Source organism: Pseudomonas sp. SC11 (assembly GCF_047039205.1).
GTDB classification, from domain to species: domain Bacteria; phylum Pseudomonadota; class Gammaproteobacteria; order Pseudomonadales; family Pseudomonadaceae; genus Aquipseudomonas; species Aquipseudomonas boreofloridensis.
In genome coordinates, this window is sequence record NZ_CP178183.1 from 4,446,124 (window position 1) to 4,467,045 (window position 20,922).

General features: G+C 62.9%; 21 protein-coding genes. 11 read left to right on the forward strand and 10 right to left on the reverse strand.

Going from position 1 to position 20,922, the window contains the following annotated elements; genetic code table 11:
* The first annotated feature begins 213 nt into the window (after positions 1–213).
* The 10 genes from ACK2SD_RS19850 (at position 214) to ACK2SD_RS19895 (ending at position 7,216) form a co-directional block, all read left to right on the forward strand.
* On the forward strand, positions 214–1,188 hold the full coding sequence (locus tag ACK2SD_RS19850) for a KpsF/GutQ family sugar-phosphate isomerase (RefSeq protein WP_029613598.1): 975 nt from the start codon (positions 214–216) through the stop codon (positions 1,186–1,188).
* Between the two features lies 1 nt (position 1,189).
* Entirely contained in the window at positions 1,190–1,714 is a 525-nt protein-coding gene (locus ACK2SD_RS19855; RefSeq protein ID WP_116887625.1) for a KdsC family phosphatase, read from the forward strand.
* Positions 1,715–1,722: 8 nt separating this feature from the next.
* Complete coding sequence (gene lptC / locus ACK2SD_RS19860) at positions 1,723–2,295, forward strand: LPS export ABC transporter periplasmic protein LptC (protein WP_412460657.1); 573 nt, start codon at positions 1,723–1,725, stop codon at positions 2,293–2,295.
* Positions 2,282–2,806: a lipopolysaccharide transport periplasmic protein LptA gene (gene lptA / locus ACK2SD_RS19865; protein ID WP_029613600.1), complete on the forward strand. Its 525-nt coding sequence runs from the start codon at positions 2,282–2,284 to the stop codon at positions 2,804–2,806. The genes lptC and lptA overlap by 14 nt, the downstream gene beginning before the upstream one ends.
* A gap of 3 nt (positions 2,807–2,809) precedes the next feature.
* Positions 2,810–3,535, forward strand: a complete 726-nt coding sequence (gene lptB / locus ACK2SD_RS19870) for an LPS export ABC transporter ATP-binding protein (RefSeq protein ID WP_029613601.1) — start codon at positions 2,810–2,812, stop codon at positions 3,533–3,535.
* 174 nt (positions 3,536–3,709) lie between these two features.
* Positions 3,710–5,203, forward strand: a complete 1,494-nt coding sequence (locus tag ACK2SD_RS19875) for an RNA polymerase factor sigma-54 (RefSeq protein WP_412460658.1) — start codon at positions 3,710–3,712, stop codon at positions 5,201–5,203.
* Between the two features lie 79 nt (positions 5,204–5,282).
* Positions 5,283–5,591: a ribosome hibernation-promoting factor, HPF/YfiA family gene (gene hpf / locus ACK2SD_RS19880; protein ID WP_029613602.1), complete on the forward strand. Its 309-nt coding sequence runs from the start codon at positions 5,283–5,285 to the stop codon at positions 5,589–5,591.
* 12 nt (positions 5,592–5,603) lie between these two features.
* A complete protein-coding gene (gene ptsN / locus ACK2SD_RS19885) occupies positions 5,604–6,068 on the forward strand; it encodes a PTS IIA-like nitrogen regulatory protein PtsN (protein WP_039575609.1) in 465 nt (154 codons plus the stop codon).
* A gap of 2 nt (positions 6,069–6,070) precedes the next feature.
* A complete protein-coding gene (gene rapZ, locus ACK2SD_RS19890) occupies positions 6,071–6,925 on the forward strand; it encodes an RNase adapter RapZ (protein WP_412460659.1) in 855 nt (284 codons plus the stop codon).
* 18 nt (positions 6,926–6,943) lie between these two features.
* Positions 6,944–7,216: an HPr family phosphocarrier protein gene (locus ACK2SD_RS19895; RefSeq protein WP_029613605.1), complete on the forward strand. Its 273-nt coding sequence runs from the start codon at positions 6,944–6,946 to the stop codon at positions 7,214–7,216.
* Between the two features lie 24 nt (positions 7,217–7,240).
* Here the strand turns inward: ACK2SD_RS19895 and ACK2SD_RS19900 are convergent, their stop codons facing one another.
* The 6 genes from ACK2SD_RS19900 to pmbA all read right to left on the reverse strand — a co-directional run bounded on the left by ACK2SD_RS19900 (position 7,241) and on the right by pmbA (position 12,492).
* Positions 7,241–8,134 carry a ZIP family metal transporter gene (locus ACK2SD_RS19900; protein WP_295484349.1) on the reverse strand — a complete coding sequence of 298 codons (894 nt, stop codon included), beginning with the start codon at positions 8,132–8,134 and terminating at the stop codon, positions 7,241–7,243.
* An 11-nt stretch (positions 8,135–8,145) separates the two neighbouring features.
* Positions 8,146–8,757, reverse strand: coding sequence for a superoxide dismutase (locus ACK2SD_RS19905; RefSeq protein ID WP_412460660.1), 612 nt, complete (start codon positions 8,755–8,757; stop codon positions 8,146–8,148).
* 1 nt (position 8,758) lies between these two features.
* On the reverse strand, positions 8,759–9,220 hold the full coding sequence (locus ACK2SD_RS19910; RefSeq protein WP_029613607.1) for a hypothetical protein: 462 nt from the start codon (positions 9,218–9,220) through the stop codon (positions 8,759–8,761).
* A 27-nt stretch (positions 9,221–9,247) separates the two neighbouring features.
* Positions 9,248–10,624 carry a class II fumarate hydratase gene (locus tag ACK2SD_RS19915; protein WP_412460661.1) on the reverse strand — a complete coding sequence of 459 codons (1,377 nt, stop codon included), beginning with the start codon at positions 10,622–10,624 and terminating at the stop codon, positions 9,248–9,250.
* The gene (locus tag ACK2SD_RS19920) at positions 10,617–11,018 is read right to left on the reverse strand and encodes a FagA protein (protein ID WP_295484359.1); all 402 of its coding nucleotides are present in this window, start codon (positions 11,016–11,018) and stop codon (positions 10,617–10,619) included. Before ACK2SD_RS19920 ends, ACK2SD_RS19915 begins: the two co-directional genes overlap by 8 nt.
* A 127-nt stretch (positions 11,019–11,145) precedes the next feature.
* Positions 11,146–12,492, reverse strand: coding sequence for a metalloprotease PmbA (pmbA, locus tag ACK2SD_RS19925; protein ID WP_412460662.1), 1,347 nt, complete (start codon positions 12,490–12,492; stop codon positions 11,146–11,148).
* 109 nt (positions 12,493–12,601) lie between these two features.
* On the opposite strand from pmbA, the gene yjgA reads away from it, so the two are divergent.
* On the forward strand, positions 12,602–13,123 hold the full coding sequence (gene yjgA, locus ACK2SD_RS19930; RefSeq protein ID WP_037027981.1) for a ribosome biogenesis factor YjgA: 522 nt from the start codon (positions 12,602–12,604) through the stop codon (positions 13,121–13,123).
* A gap of 113 nt (positions 13,124–13,236) precedes the next feature.
* On the opposite strand, the gene tldD is transcribed toward yjgA, so the two are convergent.
* The 4 genes from tldD to rng all read right to left on the reverse strand — a co-directional run bounded on the left by tldD (position 13,237) and on the right by rng (position 20,891).
* Positions 13,237–14,676: a metalloprotease TldD gene (tldD, locus tag ACK2SD_RS19935; protein WP_029613611.1), complete on the reverse strand. Its 1,440-nt coding sequence runs from the start codon at positions 14,674–14,676 to the stop codon at positions 13,237–13,239.
* Between the two features lie 2 nt (positions 14,677–14,678).
* Positions 14,679–15,530: a carbon-nitrogen hydrolase family protein gene (locus ACK2SD_RS19940; RefSeq protein ID WP_304483812.1), complete on the reverse strand. Its 852-nt coding sequence runs from the start codon at positions 15,528–15,530 to the stop codon at positions 14,679–14,681.
* 14 nt (positions 15,531–15,544) lie between these two features.
* Entirely contained in the window at positions 15,545–19,354 is a 3,810-nt protein-coding gene (locus ACK2SD_RS19945) for a YhdP family protein (RefSeq protein WP_412460663.1), read from the reverse strand.
* Between the two features lie 79 nt (positions 19,355–19,433).
* Positions 19,434–20,891: a ribonuclease G gene (gene rng / locus ACK2SD_RS19950; protein ID WP_039575586.1), complete on the reverse strand. Its 1,458-nt coding sequence runs from the start codon at positions 20,889–20,891 to the stop codon at positions 19,434–19,436.
* Between the last annotated feature and the right edge of the window lie 31 nt (positions 20,892–20,922).

The window sequence follows — 20,922 nt, forward strand, 5'->3', positions numbered from 1 at the left end:
GGACGCCGCTCCTCATGAGGAAGACACGTGCGTCCCGGCGGGCCAAACAGCGGCGAACTATAGCACTGCGTACAAGGCTCCCCAAGGTACTTTCCCAGGGTCGTTCAGGCGCCATACAGCAACCGGCGCGTGTCTCTACGACAACTCGAAGGTGAGGGTTTCTCACATTGTCGCTATAATCGGCGCCTTTTCATCAGGCATTGCTTTTTCGACATGAGCCAATCCAGCGAGCTGATCCACTCCGCCCAGCGTACCCTGAGCCTGGAACTCGAGGCCGTACAAGGCCTGCGGGCGCGTATCGACGACAACTTCGTCAAGGCTTGCGAGCTGATTCTGGGCAGCAAGGGGCGCGTCGTGGTGGTCGGCATGGGCAAGTCCGGCCATATCGGCAACAAGATCGCCGCCACGCTGGCCAGTACCGGGACCCCCTCGTTCTTCGTGCACCCGGCTGAGGCGAGCCACGGCGACATGGGCATGATCACCCGCGACGACATCATCCTGGCCCTGTCCAATTCCGGCAGTACTGCCGAAATCGTGACCTTGCTGCCGTTGATCAAGCGTCTGGGCATCTGCCTGATCAGCCTGACTGGCAAGGTAGACTCGCCGCTGGCCCAGGCGGCCGAAGTGAATCTGGACGCCAGCGTCGCCCAGGAAGCCTGCCCGTTGAACCTGGCTCCGACGTCGTCAACCACCGCGGCCCTGGTGCTGGGCGACGCGCTGGCCATTGCCTTGCTCGAGGCCCGCGGCTTCACCGCCGAGGACTTCGCCTTCTCCCATCCGGGGGGGGCACTGGGACGTCGCTTGCTGCTCAAGGTCGAGCACGTCATGCATGCCGGTGACGAATTGCCGCAGGTACAACGGGGCACCCTGCTCAAGGACGCGCTGCTGGAAATGTCGCGCAAGGGCCTGGGCATGACGGTGGTCATGGAGCCCGACGGCCGGCTGGCCGGCGTCTTCACTGACGGTGACCTGCGCCGCAGCCTGGATCGCAACATCGACGTGCATCGCACGCTGATCGACGAAGTGATGACTGTCCATGGCAAGACCGCCCGCGCCGAAATGCTCGCCGCCGAGGCCCTCAAGATCATGGAAGACCACAAGATCAGCGCGCTGGTGGTGGTCGACGAGCAGGATCGCCCGACCGGCGCGCTGAACATGCACGACCTGCTGCGTGCTGGAGTGATGTGAAATGAACCAAGACCTGATGCAACGGGCCAAAGCCGTCAAACTGGCCGTTTTCGATGTCGATGGCGTGCTGACCGACGGCCGCCTGTATTTCCTGGAAGACGGTAGCGAGTTCAAGACCTTCAACACCCTGGATGGCCACGGCATCAAGATGCTCATGGCTTCTGGCGTCACCACCGCTATCATCAGTGGACGCAAAACTCCAGTGGTCGAGCGTCGCGCCCGCAATCTCGGCATACCGCACCTGTTCCAGGGGCGCGAGGACAAACTGGTGGTGCTCGATGGCCTGCTCGCCGAACTGGGCTTGCGCCACGACCAAGTGGCGTACCTGGGCGACGACCTTCCCGACCTGCCGGTGATTCGCCGGGTGGGCCTGGGGATCGCCGTGGCCAACGCCGCAGCCTTCGTGCGCGAACATGCCCACGGCGTCACCCAGGCCCGCGGCGGCGAAGGCGCCGCCCGCGAGTTCTGTGAACTGATCATGCAGGCCCAGGGCACCCTGGACGCTGCCAACGCCCATTACCTGTAGGCCACGCCATGTTCAGCAAGAAAATTCGCAATGCCCTGCTGTTGACGGCCATCGCCGCCGTCCTGGTCGCAGTCGGCTACTGGAACATCAGTCCGGAGAGCTTCCTCGACGAGCCTGCGGCCCAGGTCGACGAGAACGCCATCGACTACTATGCGATCAACGCACACAGCGTTCAGTTCTTGCCCGATGGCAAGCTGCAGTACGAAATGACCGCCGACAAGGTCGAACACCTCAAAGCCAGCGAAATCACGCTGGTGACCACGCCAGACATGCATATTTTCCGCGGCACCGCTTACCCCTGGCATGTCCAGAGCGTGCGCGCCGAGGTCAATCCGGACGGCAGCGAAGTCGAACTGATCGACAACGTACGTATTGCCCGCACCGACGAGAAGCAGCGTGACACCCTGATTACCAGCAGCCGCATGACGGTGTTCCCGCAGAAGCAATATGCGCAGACCGATCAAGCCGTTAGAATCGACGGCGCCGGTGGCACGACCACGGGCGTAGGAATGAAAGCGTACTTGGAAGACGGCAGGATGGACCTGCTGTCCAACGTAAGAGGACAGTATGAGGCTCGTTAAAACCCTCCCCCTTTTGCTCAGCCTGAGCGCAGCACTGGGAAGCGCGAGCGCCTTGGCCCTGCCGAACGACCGTGATCAGCCGATCCGCATCCAGGCTGACAACGCGCACCTGGACGACAAGCAGGGCGTGGCCACCTACACCGGCGATGTCATCATCACCCAGGGCTCGATGGTGATCAAAGGCAACACCGTGACCATGACCCGTGCGCCCTCCGGCGATATCGACGTGGTGACTTCGGTGGGTAACCTGGCCTACTTCGAGCAACAGCAATCGGCCGCCAAGCCCGACAAGATGAAAGGCTGGGCAGTGACCATCCAGTACCAGGCGCAGAAGGACATGGTCATCCTCACCGACCGCGCCAAGGTCGAGAACGAAGGCAACACCACCGAAGGCGAGAAAATCGTCTACAACACCAAGACCCAGGTGGCAACCGCCGGTCGTGGTGGCAAGGTGACCCAACCTCGTCAGCGCATCGACATGGTCATCCAACCGAAGAAAAAGGCCGAATAACAGATGGCAACCCTCAAAGCTCAGCACCTGGCCAAGAGCTACAAGGGCCGCCAGGTCGTACGCGATGTCAGCCTGTCCATCGACAGTGGCCAGATCGTCGGCCTGCTCGGCCCCAACGGCGCCGGCAAGACCACCTGCTTCTACATGATCGTGGGCCTGGTGCAGGCCGACCAGGGCCGCGTGCTCATCGACAGCCTTGATGTCAGCCACCAGCCCATGCATGGTCGTGCGCAGGCAGGCATCGGCTACCTGCCGCAGGAAGCCTCGATCTTCCGCAAGCTGTCGGTGGCCGACAACATCATGGCCATCCTCGAGACCCGCAAGGACATCGACCGCGACGGTCGTCGCAAGGAGCTGGAAAGCCTGCTGCAGGAATTCCACATCAGCCACATTCGCGACAACCTGGGCATGAGCCTGTCCGGCGGCGAACGACGCCGGGTCGAGATTGCCCGCGCCCTGGCCACTTCGCCGAAGTTCATCCTGCTGGACGAACCCTTCGCCGGCGTCGACCCGATTTCAGTGGGTGACATCAAGCAGATCATTCACCACCTCAAGGCCAAAGGCATTGGCGTCCTGATCACCGATCACAACGTGCGTGAAACGCTCGACATCTGCGAGACCGCCTACATCGTCAACGACGGTCAACTGATCGCTGAGGGCGACGCCGAGACCATCCTGGCCAACCAGTTGGTCAAGGAAGTTTACCTGGGTCATGAGTTCCGCCTCTGACAGCCAGGCAACGGCCTGGAGCGCTGTTAAAACCTGTTGAAACGGGCTTAAGTGTTACAGCGCTCTAGGCAAACGCTACAATTTCAGGCATATAACTTGCTTAAGATTTGGCGCTCCGGCGCCCTGTAGTGGATGGCGCATGCGCGCCGGCGAACAAGGTATTAAGCCCCAGCCATGAAACCATCGCTCGTCCTAAAAATGGGCCAGCAACTGACGATGACCCCTCAGTTGCAACAGGCCATTCGTCTGCTCCAGCTTTCCACCCTGGACCTCCAGCAGGAAATCCAGGAAGCGCTGGAATCCAATCCGATGCTCGAACGCCAGGAAGAAGGCGACGACTTCGACAACAGCGACCCGATGGCAGAAAACGGCGAGAGCAAACCGGTCGCCGAAGCCCAGGACAGCAGTTTTCAGGAAAGCAGTGGCAATGCCGAGTCCACCGAAGAAGGCGAGTGGAGTGAACGCATTCCCAACGAACTGCCAGTAGACACGGCCTGGGAAGACATCTACCAGACCAGCGCCAGCAGCCTGCCGAGCAACGATGACGACGAATGGGACTTCACGACCCGCACGTCCGTAGGCGAGAGTCTGCAAAGCCACCTGCTGTGGCAACTCAACCTGGCCCCGATGTCGGACACCGACCGACTGATCGCCGTCACCCTGATCGACAGCATCAACGCCCAGGGCTATCTCGAAGACAGCCTTGAGGAGATTTGCGCCGGTTTCGATCCTGAGCTCGACATCGAGCTGGATGAGGTCGAAGCGGTTCTGCATCGCATCCAGCAGTTCGAACCTGCCGGCATCGGTGCCCGCACACTCGGCGAATGCTTGCTGCTGCAACTGCGGCAGCTACCCGCCAGCACGCCGTGGATGGCCGAAGCGCAGCGCTTGGTCAGCGACTACATCGACCTGCTCGGCAGCCGCGACTACAGCCAACTGATGCGCCGCATGAAGCTCAAGGAAGACGAGCTGCGCCAGGTCATCGAGCTGGTACAGAGCCTCAATCCACGTCCAGGCTCGCAGATCGAGTCCAGCGAGCCGGAGTATGTCGTTCCCGACGTCATCGTGCGCAAGGACAGCGATCGCTGGCTGGTCGAGCTGAATCAGGAAGCGGTGCCGCGGTTGCGGGTGAACCCGCAGTACGCCGGCTTCGTGCGCCGTGCGGATACCAGTGCCGACAACACCTTCATGCGCAACCAGTTACAAGAGGCTCGGTGGTTCATCAAGAGCCTGCAGAGTCGCAACGAGACGCTGATGAAGGTGGCCACGCAGATCGTCGAGCACCAGCGCGGTTTCCTCGACTATGGCGACGAGGCCATGAAGCCGCTGGTACTGCACGATATCGCCGAAGCGGTCGGTATGCATGAGTCGACCATTTCGCGGGTCACTACGCAGAAGTACATGCATACGCCGCGCGGCATCTATGAGTTGAAATACTTTTTCTCCAGCCACGTCAGCACTGCCGAAGGCGGCGAATGCTCGTCCACGGCAATCCGCGCGATCATCAAGAAACTGGTTGCTGCGGAAAATCAGAAAAAGCCATTGAGTGACAGCAAGATCGCTGGTTTACTGGAGGCACAAGGCATCCAGGTAGCCCGCCGCACGGTCGCCAAGTACCGCGAGTCGCTCGGCATTGCACCTTCCAGCGAACGCAAGCGACTGATGTAAAGCCCGGATGTGCCACGGCGTTTCAGTGGCAGGTGCAACACCTGCCTCTTACATGCACGGCAACAAAAGGAGAAGCTGTATGCAAGTCAACATCAGTGGACACCATGTAGAAGTCACCGAGCCCCTGCGCGACTATGTACTCGATAAACTTGCCCGGGTGGAGGGTCACTTCGACAAGATCACCAACGTGCAGGTCATCCTGAAAGTCGAGAAGCTGCAGCAAAAGGTCGAAGCCACCCTGCAGATTCCGGGCGGTGAAGTGGTTGCCAACGCAGAACACGAAGACATGTATGCAGCCATCGACGCCCTGGCCGACAAGCTCGACCGCCAATTGAAAAAACACAAGGAAAAACAGCAAAGCCTGCTGCAAGGTGCAGCCGCACGCTGATACCCCTCATCCATGACCCGACTTGAATCCATCCTGACCCCCGGCCGTTCCTTGGTGAACGTGCCGGGCGGCAGTAAGAAGAGCGCCCTGGAAAAGGTCGCCAACCTGATTGCCCAGCAAGTACCCGAGCTGAAGATGCAGGACGTCTTCGAGAAGCTTCTTGCCCGCGAGAAGCTGGGTTCCACTGGGTTCGGCAACGGCATTGCCATCCCCCACTGCCGCCTGAAAGGTTGCAGCGCTCCCGTAAGCGCATTGCTGCATTTGGATGCGCCCATCGACTATGACGCGATCGACGGAGCGCCGGTCGACCTGCTCTTCGTGCTACTGGTCCCAGAAGCCGCCACTGACGCGCATCTCGAATTGCTGCGCCAGATCGCCAGCATGCTCGACCGCAAAGATGTTCGTGACCGTCTGCGTGCCGCCGACAGCAACGAAGCGCTTTATCAGGTCGTCTTGAACGTCCAGAACGAGCTCTGAACATGCGCCTGATCATCGTCAGCGGCCGATCCGGCTCCGGCAAGAGCACCGCGCTCGATGTGTTGGAAGACAACGGTTACTACTGCATCGACAACCTGCCCGCCGGGTTGCTGCCACAACTGGCCGAAAGCGCACTGATCAACACCGAGCTGTCGCAGCCCAAAGTCGCCGTCTCTATCGACGCGCGAAACCTGCCCAGCCATCTGTCCCGTTTCCCCGAGTTACTCGAGGATGCCCGCGCGCGACACATCCAGTGCGACGTGGTCTACCTCGATGCCGACGAAGATACGCTGCTCAAGCGCTTCTCGGAGACCCGCCGGCGCCACCCCCTGACCAACGCCAACCGTTCACTCGCCGAAGCGATTCGCGTCGAGACCGAACTGCTCGGGCCGATCGCCGACCTCGCCGACCTCAAGATCGACACTACCAGTCTGAACCTTTATCAACTGCGTGATTCGATCAAGCTTCGCCTACTCAACCAGCCCGAACCCGGCACCGCATTCCTCGTCGAATCCTTCGGTTTCAAACGTGGCATGCCAGTGGACGCGGACCTGGTGTTCGACGTACGCTGCCTGCCCAATCCGTATTGGAAGCCCGAGTTGCGTGAGCATTCAGGGCTCGAGCAGCCGGTCATCGATTACCTGGCGGCCCAGCCAGACGTCGAGGAGATGTACCAAGACATCTCCAGCTACCTGCTCAAATGGCTACCGCGTTTTGCGGCCAGCAACCGCGCCTACGTGACCATCGCCATCGGCTGCACAGGCGGACATCATCGTTCGGTGTATATCACCGAGCGGCTGGGGCAATTGCTACAGCACACCCTGAAAAACGTCCAGGTTCGCCATCGCGACCTCTAACACAGGATCCACCCGATAATGCCGGCCCGCGAAATCACCATCATCAACAAGCTGGGCCTGCATGCACGCGCGGCGGCCAAGTTCGTCGGCGTGGCCGGGAAATTTCCCTGTCAGGTACGTGTCGGGCGTGCCCCAGACAAACTGGTGGACGGAAAAAGCATCATGGCAGTGATGATGCTGGCAGCCGGCAAGGGCACCCCGGTGCACCTGCATACCGAGGGGGAGCAGGACGAAGAAGCCCTGCAAGCCTTGGTGGCGCTGATCAACAACTATTTCGACGAGGGCGAATGAACCCAAGCCTGGCGCAAACCAGGCTCAGGACATCGCCGTATCCATCACCATCATCAGGCAGAAGCCGATACACAGGCCCAGGCTGGCCAATCGGTGATGACCATTGCTGCGCGACTCCGGAATGATTTCCTGAGTCACGACCAGTAACATCGCCCCTGCCGCACAGGCCAGCCCAAGCGGCAGCAGCAACTGTGCGACATTGACTAGCCAGGCGCAGATCAGCGCCGCCACCGGCTCCACCAGCCCTGACGCCGCACCGATCAAGAATGCCTTGAACCGGTGCATGCCAGCCCCCGCCAAGACCAGCGCAATGACCAGTCCCTCCGGCACATCCTGCAAAGCGATGCCCATCGCCAGGCTGTCGGCATCGGGCATGCCTCCGCCAGCGGAGACGCCAATCGCCATGCCTTCAGGAATGTTGTGGGCGACGATGGCGGCCACGAACAACCAGACCCGCGCCGCGATCACTGGCTGGTGCCCCTGCCCTGCCAGGGACTCGGGCGAAACCCGAGCGATCCGCAGGTCGATCAGGAACAGGCACAGGGCCCCGGCAAGCAAGCCGGCACTGACCAGCGCCCCGGCGCCCCAGGGATCGAAACCGATGGCCCGCGCGGCTTCCAGGCCAGGCATGATCAGCGAAAACGCCGTCGCAGCCAGCATCACCCCGGCACCGAAACCCAGCAACGTATCAGCGATGGCCACCGGCATCTTGCGGATCACCAGGACCGGCACCGCGCCCAATGCCGTGCCCAAGGCGCACAAGGCACCGCCCTGTAGCGCACGCAACATCCGTGGTTCCAGTTCCAACCAGGCGATGCCTCGTGCCACCAGCAGCGCAGTGCCGGCCAAGAGCAGCAAGGTCCCAAGCGCCATGCGGAACAGGCGCACACTCCCGACAGACATCACGTCAGTGCGCATCGCGGATCGACTCACTTGAGGGCTTCGAGATAACGACGTTCCACGTCCGCCCAGTCGATGACGTTATAGAAGGCGCCAATGTACTCCGGTCGACGGTTCTGGTACTTCAGGTAATAGGCATGCTCCCACACATCCAGCCCCAGGATTGGCGTATTGCCGTGCATCAGCGGGCTGTCCTGATTGCCGCTGCTTTCCACCACCAGACGCTTGTCCGGCGTGACGCTGAGCCAGGCCCAGCCACTGCCGAAGCGCGTCAACGCGGCCTTGGTGAACGCCTCCTTGAAGGCATCGAAACCACCCAGTTCGCGCTCGATGGCCTGCGCCACCTGCCCTGATGGCTGACCGCCGCCCTGCGGCGACATCACGGTCCAGAACAGGCTGTGGTTGGCATGCCCCCCGCCCTGGTTGATCACCGCGCCTTGCAGCTTCTCGGGCAGTTGCTTGGCCGCCCCGACCAAACGCTCCACCGGCCAGTCGGCCCACTCGGTGCCTTCAAGAGCAACATTGAGATTGTTGATGTAGGTCTGGTGGTGCTTGCTGTGGTGGACCTCCATGGTCTGGGCGTCGATGTGCGGCTCCAGGGCATCGTAGGCGTAGGGCAAGGCAGGCAAGGTGTGGGGCATATCAGTGGATTCCGTAGGCAGATGGACGGGAGAAGGTGTCTGGTCGAGCCGTCAGCTCGCTCGCTTCGGCAGCTTGGCGGTGGAGCAGGCGCTCGGTGCGGGGGTATTGGCCGTATTCGCCGATGAAATTCAGCAGCTCGGTGTAAGTGCGCCCACTGTGCCGCAGCGCGGCCTCTCGCAGCGCTGCGGGCAGACGCTGCTCCTGACTGGCCTGGAGCAAGCGCTGATGCGCCGCACACAGGTAGTCGGCGCTTTCATGGGGTTGATTCAGACGTACGTGCAGGTCGGCCAGGTTGTGATGAGCGATGACGAATGCCGCCACCGCCTGATCGACGTCATGCCAGCGCTCGAACAGCACCTGCGCCAGGGCCAGCGCTTGCAGGTAGTGCTCTCGGGCGTCTATCAGCTCGCCCTGTGCGAACAGCCGATTGGCGATGTCCGTGGTGCGTTTCCAGTGTTGCATGACGTGTCTCCTGATGAAGAACGCGAGTCAGATACCGCCCGCAGTGAGCTTCTCCGGATCCAGCAAGGCCTCCAGTTGATCGCGTGACAGATCGGTGTACTCCAGGGCCACATCGACGATCGGTCGTCCCTGCTTGTAGGCAGTCTTGGCGATGTCGGCCGCCTTCAGATAGCCGATGATCGGGTTCAAGGCGGTGACCAGGATCGGGTTGCGCGACAGGGCCTCCTTGAGCTTGGGCTCGTTGACCTTGAAGCTGGCGATGGCTTTGTCCGCCAGCAATCGACTGACGTTGGCCATCAGTTCGATGCTCTCGAGCAAGTTGCGGGCGATCACCGGCAGCATCACGTTGAGCTCGAAGTTGCCCGACTGACCCGCGATGGCGATGGTGGCGTCATTGCCTATCACCTGCGCGGCGACCATGGCGGTGGCCTCGGGAATCACCGGATTGACCTTACCGGGCATGATCGAGGAGCCCGGTTGCAGGCCTTCCAGTTCGATCTCGCCAAGCCCGGCCAGAGGGCCAGAGTTCATCCAGCGCAGATCGTTGGCGATCTTCATCAGCGCCACGGCGGTGGTCTTGAGCTGCCCGGACAGCGCAACGGCCGTGTCCTGAGAGCCGATCAGCGCGAACAGGTTTTCGCCTGGCGTGAACGGGATGCCGGTCAACGCGCTCAATTCACGGGCAAAACCGGCTGCGAACTGTGGATGGGCGTTGATTCCGGTGCCGACGGCGGTGCCGCCCTGAGCCAGCGCTTGCAGCGCGGGCAGGCTGGCGTGCAGGTGCGCCTGTGCGCCCTTGATCTGCGCGGCCCAGCCGTCGAGCACCTGACTCATGCGCACCGGCATGGCGTCCATCAGGTGAGTGCGGCCCGTCTTGACGAAGCGATGCACCTCCAGCGATTTTTTCTCGATCACTTGCACCAGATGCGTCAACGCCGGCAGCAGTTGCTCATGCAGGGCCAAGGCCGCACTGACATGGATCGTGGTGGGGATGATGTCATTGCTGCTCTGCCCGCAGTTGACATGGTCGTTTGCATTGACCTGATCGCCCAGCACGCGACTGGCGAGCGTAGCGATCACCTCGTTGGCATTCATGTTGGAACTGGTGCCGGACCCGGTCTGGAAAACGTCGACCGGGAAGTGCTGGATGAAGTCTTCACCCAACAGTTGCTCCACCGCGCGGACGATCGCCCCGCCCTGCTGCGCGCTCAATTGGCCCAGTTCGATGTTGGCCTTCGCAGCCGCCGCCTTGGCCAGCAGCAAGGCGCGGATGAACTGCAGCGGCATGCGCTGGCCGCTGACCGGAAAGTTATCGACCGCACGCTGGGTCTGCGCGCCATACAGGGCCTGGGTCGGGACCTGCAACTCGCCCATGCTGTCACGCTCGATACGGGTATCACTCATCATCGAATCCTTGCATCAGTTCATCGGGAGAAATCGAAGGCAGCAGCACACAATTGGCCAACTGCAGGGCATAGGGCTGCCAACGCTGGTTGCCGTCGCGGCGATCGAGATTGCGCAGGTCGAGCAACGGACGCCACGCCTGGTCCAGGCAGTGGCAGCGCCAGTGCCACGGCAGCATGCGGTCGCAAGCGGTATCGAGCAGAAGGCGCAGGGAAGTCAGGGCCACGGTCCAGGCCGAGGTGTCGGTGCAGCACACCAGGTAGCGCCCCTCGGCGAGGTAGTGTTCGACCAGACGCGGCTCGTCGGGATCGAGCGCGCAACGAATACGCCGGCTCAGCCAGCGCCAGTTTTCCAGGTAGGGCAGTTCGTGGAGAACGGTTTTCATGAACATCATCGCCGGAGTTGCCGTGTAATGATATTCATTATTAATTGATAAATAGAATCACTTCAAGCTCGAAAGCGGACATAAAAAACCCGGCGCTTCGTCCGGGTTTTGTACATCATCGCTTCACTTCAGACAGTCAACTGCCCGCGACGGTCATGCGCTCGATCAGCACGGAACCAGTGTGAATGTTGCTTCTGGTCTCAAGATCGCTACCGATGGCAACAATTTGCTGGAACATGTCCTTCATGTTTCCGGCGATGGTCACCTCCTGCACAGGGAACTGGATTTCGCCGTTCTCCACCCAGTAACCCGCCGCGCCGCGGGAATAGTCGCCGGTGACCATGTTCAGCCCGTGCCCCATCAGTTCGGTCACCAGCAGACCACGGCCCATGCGTCGGATCAACGCAGCCTGGTCTTCCGAACCATGGGTCACGAACAGGTTGTGCACGCCCCCGGCATTGGCGGTGCTCGGCAGTTTCAGCTTGCGACCGGAGTAGGTGCCGAGGATGTACGACACCAGCTCACCTTTATCGACGAACGGTTTGGCATAGGTCGCCAGTCCGTCGCCATCGAACGCGGCGCTGCCCAGCGCCCGTGGAATATGCGGGCGCTCGTCCAGCGTCAGCCAGGCGGGGAACAATTGCTGACCGAGCGTGCCCTCGAGGAAGGACGACTTCCGATACAAACTGCCGCCGGAGATAGCCGAAAGAAAGCTGCCGAACAGTCCACCGGCCAGCTCTGCGGCGAACAGCACGGGCACTTCGCAGGTAGGCACCGGACGCGCGCCCAGTCGGCTGGCGGCCCGCTGTGCCGCACGCCGACCAATGTTTCGTGGATCGTCGAGCAGTGGGCCTTGGCGGCTGACGTCGTACCAGTAATCACGCTGCATCTGCCCTTCGCCCTCGGCGATCATCACGCAACTCAGGCTGTGCCGGGTCGAGGCGTAACCACCTACGAAGCCATGGCTATTGCCGTACACGCGCACACCCTGGTGGGTATTGAGGGTGGTGCCATCGGCGTTGAGGATACGCGGGTCGGCATCGAAGGCCGCCGCCTCGCACTCCAGGGCCATCTCGATGGCCCGTTCCGGCTCGATATTCCAATCGTGGTAGAGGTCCAGATCAGGTAGCTCACGTGCCATCAAGGCCGCATCGGCAAGGCCCGAGCACTCGTCTTCGGACGTGTGCTTGGCGATCGCCAGGGCAGCGGCCACGGTCTCGCGGATGGCCTCGGCGCCGCTGGCCGAGGTACTCGCCGAGCCCTTGCGCTGACCGACATAGAGGGTAATGCCGAAGCCCTGGTCGCGGTTGAATTCGACCGTTTCCACTTCGCGCTGGCGCACACTGGTCGACAGACCCTGCTCCAGCGAAACCGCCACCTCGCAGGCGCTGGCGCCCTGGCGTCGTGCTTCGGCGACGATCGCTTCGACCTGCTCCTGCAACGCCGGCAGGTCCTTGGGGCCTATGCTCTGGACTGCACTCATGGTGTTCTCCACTCAAATTCTGCGTTCGGCGAGGGTCGTTGTGCGACCGGGCCGGACAAAGCGGCCCCCGACTGGTTATCATGGCGGCGATTTCCTGCGGACTGCCACCATGGTTGATTCATACGACGACGCCTTCGACGGCGAAAAAAGCAAGACCCAGATCAAGCGCGAGCTGCATGCACTGGTCGAACTCGGCGAGCGCCTCACCACGCTCAAGCCGGACACCCTCGCGCGCCTGCCGCTCACCGACGAGCTGCGCAAGGCCCTGGAGGAAGCCTCCCGGCACACCGCCCATGGCGCTCGCAAACGCCACATGTCGTTCGTCGGCAAGCTGATGCGCGTGCAGGATGTGGACGCCATCCAGGCGCTGCTGGAACAGATCGACAGCTCCACACGCCAGTACAACGAACGCTTCCATGGCCTGGAACGCTGGCGCGACCGGCTGATCGACGGCAACGACGAAGACCTTGAGCGCTTCGTCAGCGAATTCCCCGAAACCGATCGCCAGCACCTGCGCTCGCTGATTCGCCATGCTCAGCACGAAAAAGCACGGAACAAGCCGCCGGCCGCAGCGCGCAAGGTCTTCAAGTACATTCGCGACCTCGACGAACTGCAACGCGGCCTGCGCTAAGCGCACGCGCAGGAGCGGGCTGGCCCCGCGAACGCGGGCGAAACCGATGCCGGCCGGCAGCGCATCGCCCAGGTCGCGACACGGCGCCGCGCCTGCACCGCGCCCAGAATACGTCAAGCCCCGGTCCCACCTACGGTAATCGCATCGAGCTTGAGGGTCGGTTGGCCTACGCCCACCGGCACCGACTGCCCGTCCTTGCCGCAGGTGCCCACGCCACTGTCCAGCGCCAGGTCGTTGCCGACCATCGACACCCGGCTCATCGCCTCCGGACCATTGCCGATCAGCGTCGCGCCCTTGACCGGTGCGGTGATCTTGCCGTCTTCGATCAGGTAGGCCTCGCTGGTGGAAAACACGAACTTGCCACTGGTGATGTCCACCTGTCCGCCACCCAGGTTGGCGCAGTAGATGCCCTTCTTGACCGAGGCGATGATCTCCTGCGGATCGCTCTGGCCAGCGCGCATGTAGGTATTGGTCATGCGCGGCATGGGCAGGTGCGCATAGGATTCACGTCGGCCGTTGCCGGTCACCGCCATACCCATGAGGCGAGCGTTGAGCTTGTCCTGCATGTAGCCTTTGAGGATGCCGTTCTCGATCAGCGTGGTGCACTCGGTGGGCGTGCCTTCGTCGTCGACGCTCAGCGAGCCGCGACGATCCTTGAGCGTGCCATCGTCGACGATGGTGCACAACTTCGACGCCACGGCTTCGCCGATGCGACCGCTGTAGGCCGAACTGCCCTTGCGGTTGAAGTCGCCCTCAAGACCATGGCCAACCGCCTCGTGCAGCAGCACACCTGACCAGCCCGGACCGAGCACCACCGGCAGTGAGCCAGCCGGCGCCGGTCGGGCATCGAGATTGACCAGCGCCTGACGCAACGCCTCGCGCGCATAGTCCATCACGCGCGCCTCGGTGAAGTAGCGGTAGTCGGTGCGCCCGCCCCCGCCGTGACCACCGCGCTCGCGGCGACCGTTGTGCTCGACGATGACGCTGACGTTGAAGCGCACCAAGGGCCGCACATCCGCCGCCAGACTGCCATCGGCCGCCGCCACCAAAATACGCTCCCAGACGCCCGCCATGCTGACGCTGACCTGCTGGATACGCGGATCGAGGGCACGGGTGGCGGCATCGACGCGCTTGAGCAACTCGACTTTGTCGGCGCGGCTCAGCACATCAAGTGGGTTGTCCGGTGCATACAACGCGGCCACGTCCTGGCTGCGGAACGCCTGAACCTTGCCGTTCTGCCCGGCGCGCGAGATCGACCGGGCGGCACGGGCGGCCGAGGTCAGCGCTTCAAGGTTGATCGCATTGCTATAGGCGAAGCCTGTCTTCTCGCCGGACAGCGCACGCACACCTACGCCTTGGTCGAGGTTGAAACTGCCTTCCTTGACGATGCCGTCTTCCAGCGCCCAGGTTTCCGAGATCTGTCCCTGGAAATACAGGTCGGCCGCGTCGATGCCGGGCCCGGCCAACTCACCCAACACAGCTTGCAGGCTGTCGAGGGTCAGTCCGCCCGGTGCCAGGAGCTGATCGCTGACGGTCGATAACATCTGGCTCATAGTCACTCCACGGTGAACGCAGGCCGCAAGGCGTCCTGCGAGAAAAAGCGCCGGTGCGAAGTCACCGGCATGCGCGCCCGAATGGACGCTTGTTCGTCGATATCGCGCGCAGCGAGCAGCACACCTTCGCCGCGCGCCTGTTCGGCCACGATCCGCCCCCAGGGGTCGACGATCGCCGCTTGACCATGGGTCTGACGCCCTCCGGGATGAGTCCCGCCCTGGGCGGCTGCCAGCACGTAGCACTGGGTTTCGATGGCCCGTGCACGGATCAGCACTTCCCAGTGCGCCGCACCGGTCACGGCGGTAAACGCCGCAGGTGCGCTGATCAGCTCCGCTCCTGCCTCGCGCAGGGCGCTGTAGAGCTCGGGAAAGCGCAGGTCGTAACACACCGACAGGCCCAGTTTGCCGACCGGGGTATCGGCCACCACCACGCGCGCACCCGGCGCATAGTCGTCTGACTCCCGGTAGCGTCCGCGATTGTCAGCCACATCCACATCGAACAGATGCAGCTTGTCGTAGCGGGCAACGATTTCACCCTGCTCGTCGACCAGCAACGAACAGGCGTGGGCCTTGGCCTCGGGCGAAGCGACCGGCGGCAGCGGCAACGTGCCCGCCACTACCCATAACTTGAGGTCGCGGGCGGCACGTTTCAACCAGGGCAGTATCGGCCCCTGGCCCAGGGCCTCGGCACGGCCGATGGCGGCGGCATCGTGCCGCCCCATGGCCGCGAAGTTTTCCGGCAACACAGCCAAGCGAGCGCCGTCGGCGGCAGCCTGCTCCAGCAGCGCGTGCGCCCGCTGCAGGTTGGCCAGGACATCATCCTGACTGACCATCTGGATCACCGCTGACTTCATGACCGCTCCCGAAGCTATTTGTCGAAGGGTTTCACAAATGTGATCTTAGGCTCTTTGACCGGACCTTGAACCCGATAATGCACGCTGGCGAAGCGCGCAACGCGGTCGCCGATCAGACGATCGACCAGGAACAATGCCCCACCCACCGCCGGAGCACCGACGATCAACGCGGCCAGTGGCAGGTTGTTGGTAACCGGCAGGGTCACCTGCAGATTGGCGTCGATGCGGTCACGGACCAGATCGAGCGTACCGTCGAGTTCGAAATTGCTCGAAGGTCCGGTCACCGCGATCGGCTTGCGGGTCACATAGACGCCTTCGCTGGCCACCAGCAAGCCCTTGACCCGATCATAGGCCAGGCCCTGACCGAACAGATCGGTGAAGTCCAGGCGCAGACGGCGACCGATCGAGTTGAAATTCAACAGGCCGAATACGCGAAGGGCTTGGGCACCGCCCTCGACCTCGACGAACTGCCCGGTGCGCAGTGCAGCATCGAGGCTTCCCGAGAAGCGCTTGAGACTGACCCAGGCTGGCGAGCCTGGCCAGCGACCGTCGACGTCCATGCGGAAGCTGCGGCTGGTGACGGTCGGCGCAAAGCCCCAGGCCTTGAGCACATCACCGAGATTCGCGCCCTGCACGCGGCCTTTGTACCAGCTGGCGCTGCTGTCGGGCGTGCCCTCCCAGCCAGCGCTGCCATCGACACGCAGGCCCTTCAGATCGAGGTTGATGTCATTCACCGAAACGCCGCGTGCCGTTGGGCGTAGCTTGACCGCCGCGCTGCCGAACAGATCGTCGCCGCGGTAGAGCTTGTCGATGCTCAGGTCGAGCATGGGCGCCTTGCGTGGATCGAAGGAGGCCAGCGGGTCCGGCGCATCGTCGGCCGCTTCCTGCTGCGGATCGGCCGGGGGCAGACGCAGGGTCTGCAGTGTAACCACCATCGGCGCTGCCTTGGCGTCGGGCAGGCGGGCGTTGCCCATCACTTCGCGGCTGTCCAGCCGCAGGTCCCAGGCGCTGGCCACCCGCGCCAGGCGCACCACGGCCTGATTGAGTTCGGTGCCGAAAGCGCTCAGCCGGCCGATGCTCAAGTCGACGCTCTGCAAGGTCTGGCGCGCGCTGCCGCCAGGGTCCTGCCCAGCATACTTGCTCATCTGCTGCTGCCAGGGCTCCAGGTCCAGCGTCTCCAGCCGGCCCCGCACTCGCAGGCCTTGAGCACCGGGTACGTTGGCCGAACCACCGCCGAGCACCAATTCGCCGCGGCCCTGATCGGGCTTGTCCAAAGTGGCGGCATAGGCCAACTGCGCCAGGTCGGCATACCGCGCATCGAAGCGCCGCTCGGCGCCTTGCAGGGTCATGCCGAAGCTGCTGTCGCGCACCGTGGTCATGGCCTTGCCGAACGGCGGCGGCAAGTCGATGATCAGCCCCTTGAGCGACGAGTTGATGTCCAGACGGTTGTCACGACTGCCAAGGCTGAGTTGCAGTTGGTAGGGCAGATCGCCCGAAGCCGGCAATGGCTGCTTGAACTGCAGCCACTCGGTCAACGCCTTGAGTGCCACCTGACCGCTGGCCTGGATACGGGTCTGGATCTGGCCGCCCTGCCCTTCGGCGAAAATCTGCGCCGAGACCGGTTTACCGAAGGCCTGCAGGCTGATGTCCTTACCGCTCAAACCCTTGTCCAGATCGAAGTTGAAGTCGCCCTTGAGGCGGCTCAACTCAAGCGCAGGCGGCTCCACTTTCAGTCGCGCATCATGGGTGGCGAAATCGACGTTCACCTTTGGCTGCATGCCGTGCTCCAAGGGAATGTCCAGCTTGACCTTGCCCCGCAGCGGACCTTCGCCCTCCCAGCCGGCGAAGATCTCGCCAGTGCCGATGGGCGCCTGCTTGAGGATCTTCAGACCGTCGCCCAGGCTGCCGTCGAACTTGCCGTCCAGATACAGGTGGCTGTGCTGGTCGCCCTCGACGTGAGGAATATCGACGCGCACATCGCTGACCTTGGTATCGAGCAACAGCCCCTGGTTGGCCTGAATATGCACGCCGCTGTCCTGAATGCGCACCTTGCCGTCCACCTGCCGCACCTGCGGCCAGCCAGGCTGGAAATCGAGGGTGGCGTCGTGGACGTCGAAGAACAGGCTGATGCTGCGCGAATGATCCGGCGCATCGTGGTTCAACGAACCCTGGTACTGGAAATAACCCTCGTCGACCGCGCCCTTGACGATGGCGCTGCGCAACCACTGGTCCAGCGCCGGGCTGAGCACCTGCGGCAGGTACTTGGCCGTGTAGCGCCCGTCGCCGTCGGTCAGACCGACGCGCAGGTCCATGTAGTCGGCCTGTTGCTCGTGGAAACGGAAGCGAATGAGGAAGTCGGCGGCGATCTTGCCTTCATCGCCGAGCACTTTGATGTAGGGCGCGATCAGGGTGAAACCGTCGTCGTCCAGCGCCCAGGTCAGGCGAGCATTGGCTTTCTGGTAGTGCCAGGGCTTGGCGAAGATCGGGTAGAGGTGAAGCATGAAGGCATCGCTGTCCAGGCGCAGCTCGCCCTGGCCCAGATCGCCGCTGATGCTGCCGCTGACATTGCCGGCCGCCGGGGCGCCGTGGTAGGCGTCGAAGCCGACGTTGTCGAGGTTGGCGGCGAACGCCAGGCGTTGGTCGCCTTCGGCCTGGGGGCGGATGTCGAGTCGCACGTTGCGCAGGGCACCGGTAACCTTCAGCGCATCGACTACGGTCATCAGTTTGTCGGGCAGTGGCGCCAGTGCGTCGATCAACGGGGTGATCGGCGTCAGGTCGAGGCGGTCGGCCTGAACGTGCCAAGTGTCGCCTGAGTCATCCGTAGCGGGTGCTTGCTGCGCCTGCAGGTGGCTTTCCCAGCGAGCGTCGCCGATGTTCGCCGCCAGCGAATCGACCACCGCCTCGTACCCTTCTCGCCCTTGGCGAACCCAGGCCGACAGGGCCAGATTGTCCAGGGTGATCATCTTGCGGTCCGCGTAGGCACCTCGCAATGTCGGTGCGTTGAGCCGAACGACGCCGCGCTGCAAGCGCCCTTCGCGCCAGTCGACCCAGAACTCGCCGCCTGCACGCAGGGTCTTGGCCCGCCATTGGCCCAGCACACTGGGCGGCAGCCAGCGCGCCCAGTCGCTGTGCGGCAGGCTCAGATAGGCTTGGTAGTCGCCTTCGCGCCAGGCCTCGGGTTTGGCGCGACTGCGCAGGTTGAGCGCCAGAGGCTGGCCGTCCGGTAAGGTTGCCTGCAGTTCCAGGGACTGCCGCGCGGGACTGGCCTGCAGACCGAGGCTGACATAGGTCAGGGTGAGAGGGTCGCGTCCAAACGGCTGGAGGGTAACCTGACTGTCGAACACATCGACCCGCCCCAATTGACGCAGGCGCTGCAGCACCTGGGCGGCATCGAACGGCTCGTCATCCTTTTTCGGCAGCCCTTCCAAGCGCCACTCGCCCTGTGGATTCTCGCGCAGGATCACTTGCAGGCCGCCAAGCTGAATGTGCGCCAGACGCACTTCGCGGGCCTTGAGGCTGGCCCACAAGTCGGGTACCAGCTTGACCTCGTCCAGGCGCAGCGCCGACGCCCCCTCACCCAATTGCAGATCGCTGACCCTCAGCACCGGTGCCAGGCCGCTCCAGCGTCCCTCCAGGACGCCGATATGCACGGGCATGCCCAGCGCCTGCTGGGCCTTGTCCTGCAGCTCGTTACGGTATTCGGCCACCAGCGGCGTCAATTGTCGGCCGAGACTCACATACAGCGCGAGTAACACGACCAGCAGTGCGCAGAGGCCAAGGCCCCACCGGGTCATCGCGCCCAGGACGCGGTTCAGACGTCCCATGGCCAAGGCCCTCCGAGTCGTCCATCAACTATGGCCGCACCCGCAGATTTCGCCACAGCACGGAGGTATTCAGCGCGAGTCAGAGCAGCACCACATCATATTGTTCCTGGGAATACATGGACTCGACCTGGAAGCGAATGGTTCGCCCGATGAACGCTTCCAGTTCGGCGACGTTACCCGACTCCTCATCCAGCAGCCGATCGACCACCTTCTGATTGGCCAGCACCCGATAGCCCTCGGCCTGGTAGGCGCGGGCCTCGCGCAGAATCTCGCGAAAGATCTCGTAGCAAATGGTTTCCGGGGTTTTCAGCTTGCCGCGCCCCTGGCACGCCTGGCAGGGCTCGCAGAGCACCTGCTCGAGGCTCTCGCGGGTGCGCTTGCGGGTCATCTGCACCAGGCCCAGCTCGGTGATGCCGATGATGTTGGTCTTGGCGTGATCGCGCTCGAGTTGCTTCTCCAGCGTGCGCAGCACCTGGCGGCGGTGCTCCTCATCTTCCATGTCGATGAAGTCGATGATGATGATGCCGCCGATATTGCGCAGGCGCAGTTGTCGGGCAATGGCCGTGGCCGCTTCCAGATTGGTCTTGAAAATCGTCTCTTCGAGGTTGCGATGGCCGACGAAGGCGCCTGTGTTGACGTCGATGGTGGTCATGGCCTCGGCCGGGTCGACCACCAGATAACCACCGGACTTCAGCGGCACCTTGCGCTCCAGCGCGCGCTGGATCTCGTCTTCGACACCGTAGAGGTCGAAAATTGGCCGCTCGCCCGGATAGTGCTCGAGGCGGTCGGCGATCTCGGGCATCAGCTCGCCGACGAACTGCGTGGTTTTCTGGAAGGTTTCCCGGGAATCGATACGGATCTTCTCGATCTTCGGGTGGACCAGGTCTCGCAAGGTGCGCAGTGCCAGGCCCAGGTCTTCGTAGATGACGGTGGGCGCGCCGCAGGTCTGGATCTGGCTGGCGATCTGCTCCCAGAGGCGGCGCAGATAGCGGATGTCCTGCAGGATATCCTCGGCCCGCGCACCTTCCGCGGCGGTGCGCAGGATGAAACCGCCGGCGTCCTTGAGGTTTTCCTGGGTCATGGAGTCGCTGACCACCTGTTTGAGGCGGTCACGCTCGGCTTCGTCTTCGATCTTCAGCGAGATGCCGACATGGCTGCTGCGCGGCATGTACACCAGGTAACGCGAGGGAATCGACAACTGGGTGGTCAGGCGCGCGCCCTTGGTGCCGATCGGATCCTTGGTCACCTGCACCACCAGGGCCTGGCCCTCGTGCACCAAGGCGGTGATGGTCTCGACCGCCGAGCCTTCGCGTTGGGAGATTTCCGAAGCATGGATGAAGGCTGCGCGTTCCAGACCGATGTCGACGAAAGCCGCCTGCATACCCGGCAACACCCGCACCACCTTGCCCTTGTAGATGTTGCCGACGATACCGCGGCGCTGGGTGCGCTCGACATGCACTTCCTGCAACACGCCGTTTTCCACCACTGCCACGCGTGATTCCATCGGGGTGATGTTGATCAGGATCTCTTCGCTCATGGCAGCTCTCGTCAAAGGTCTTCGGTAATCA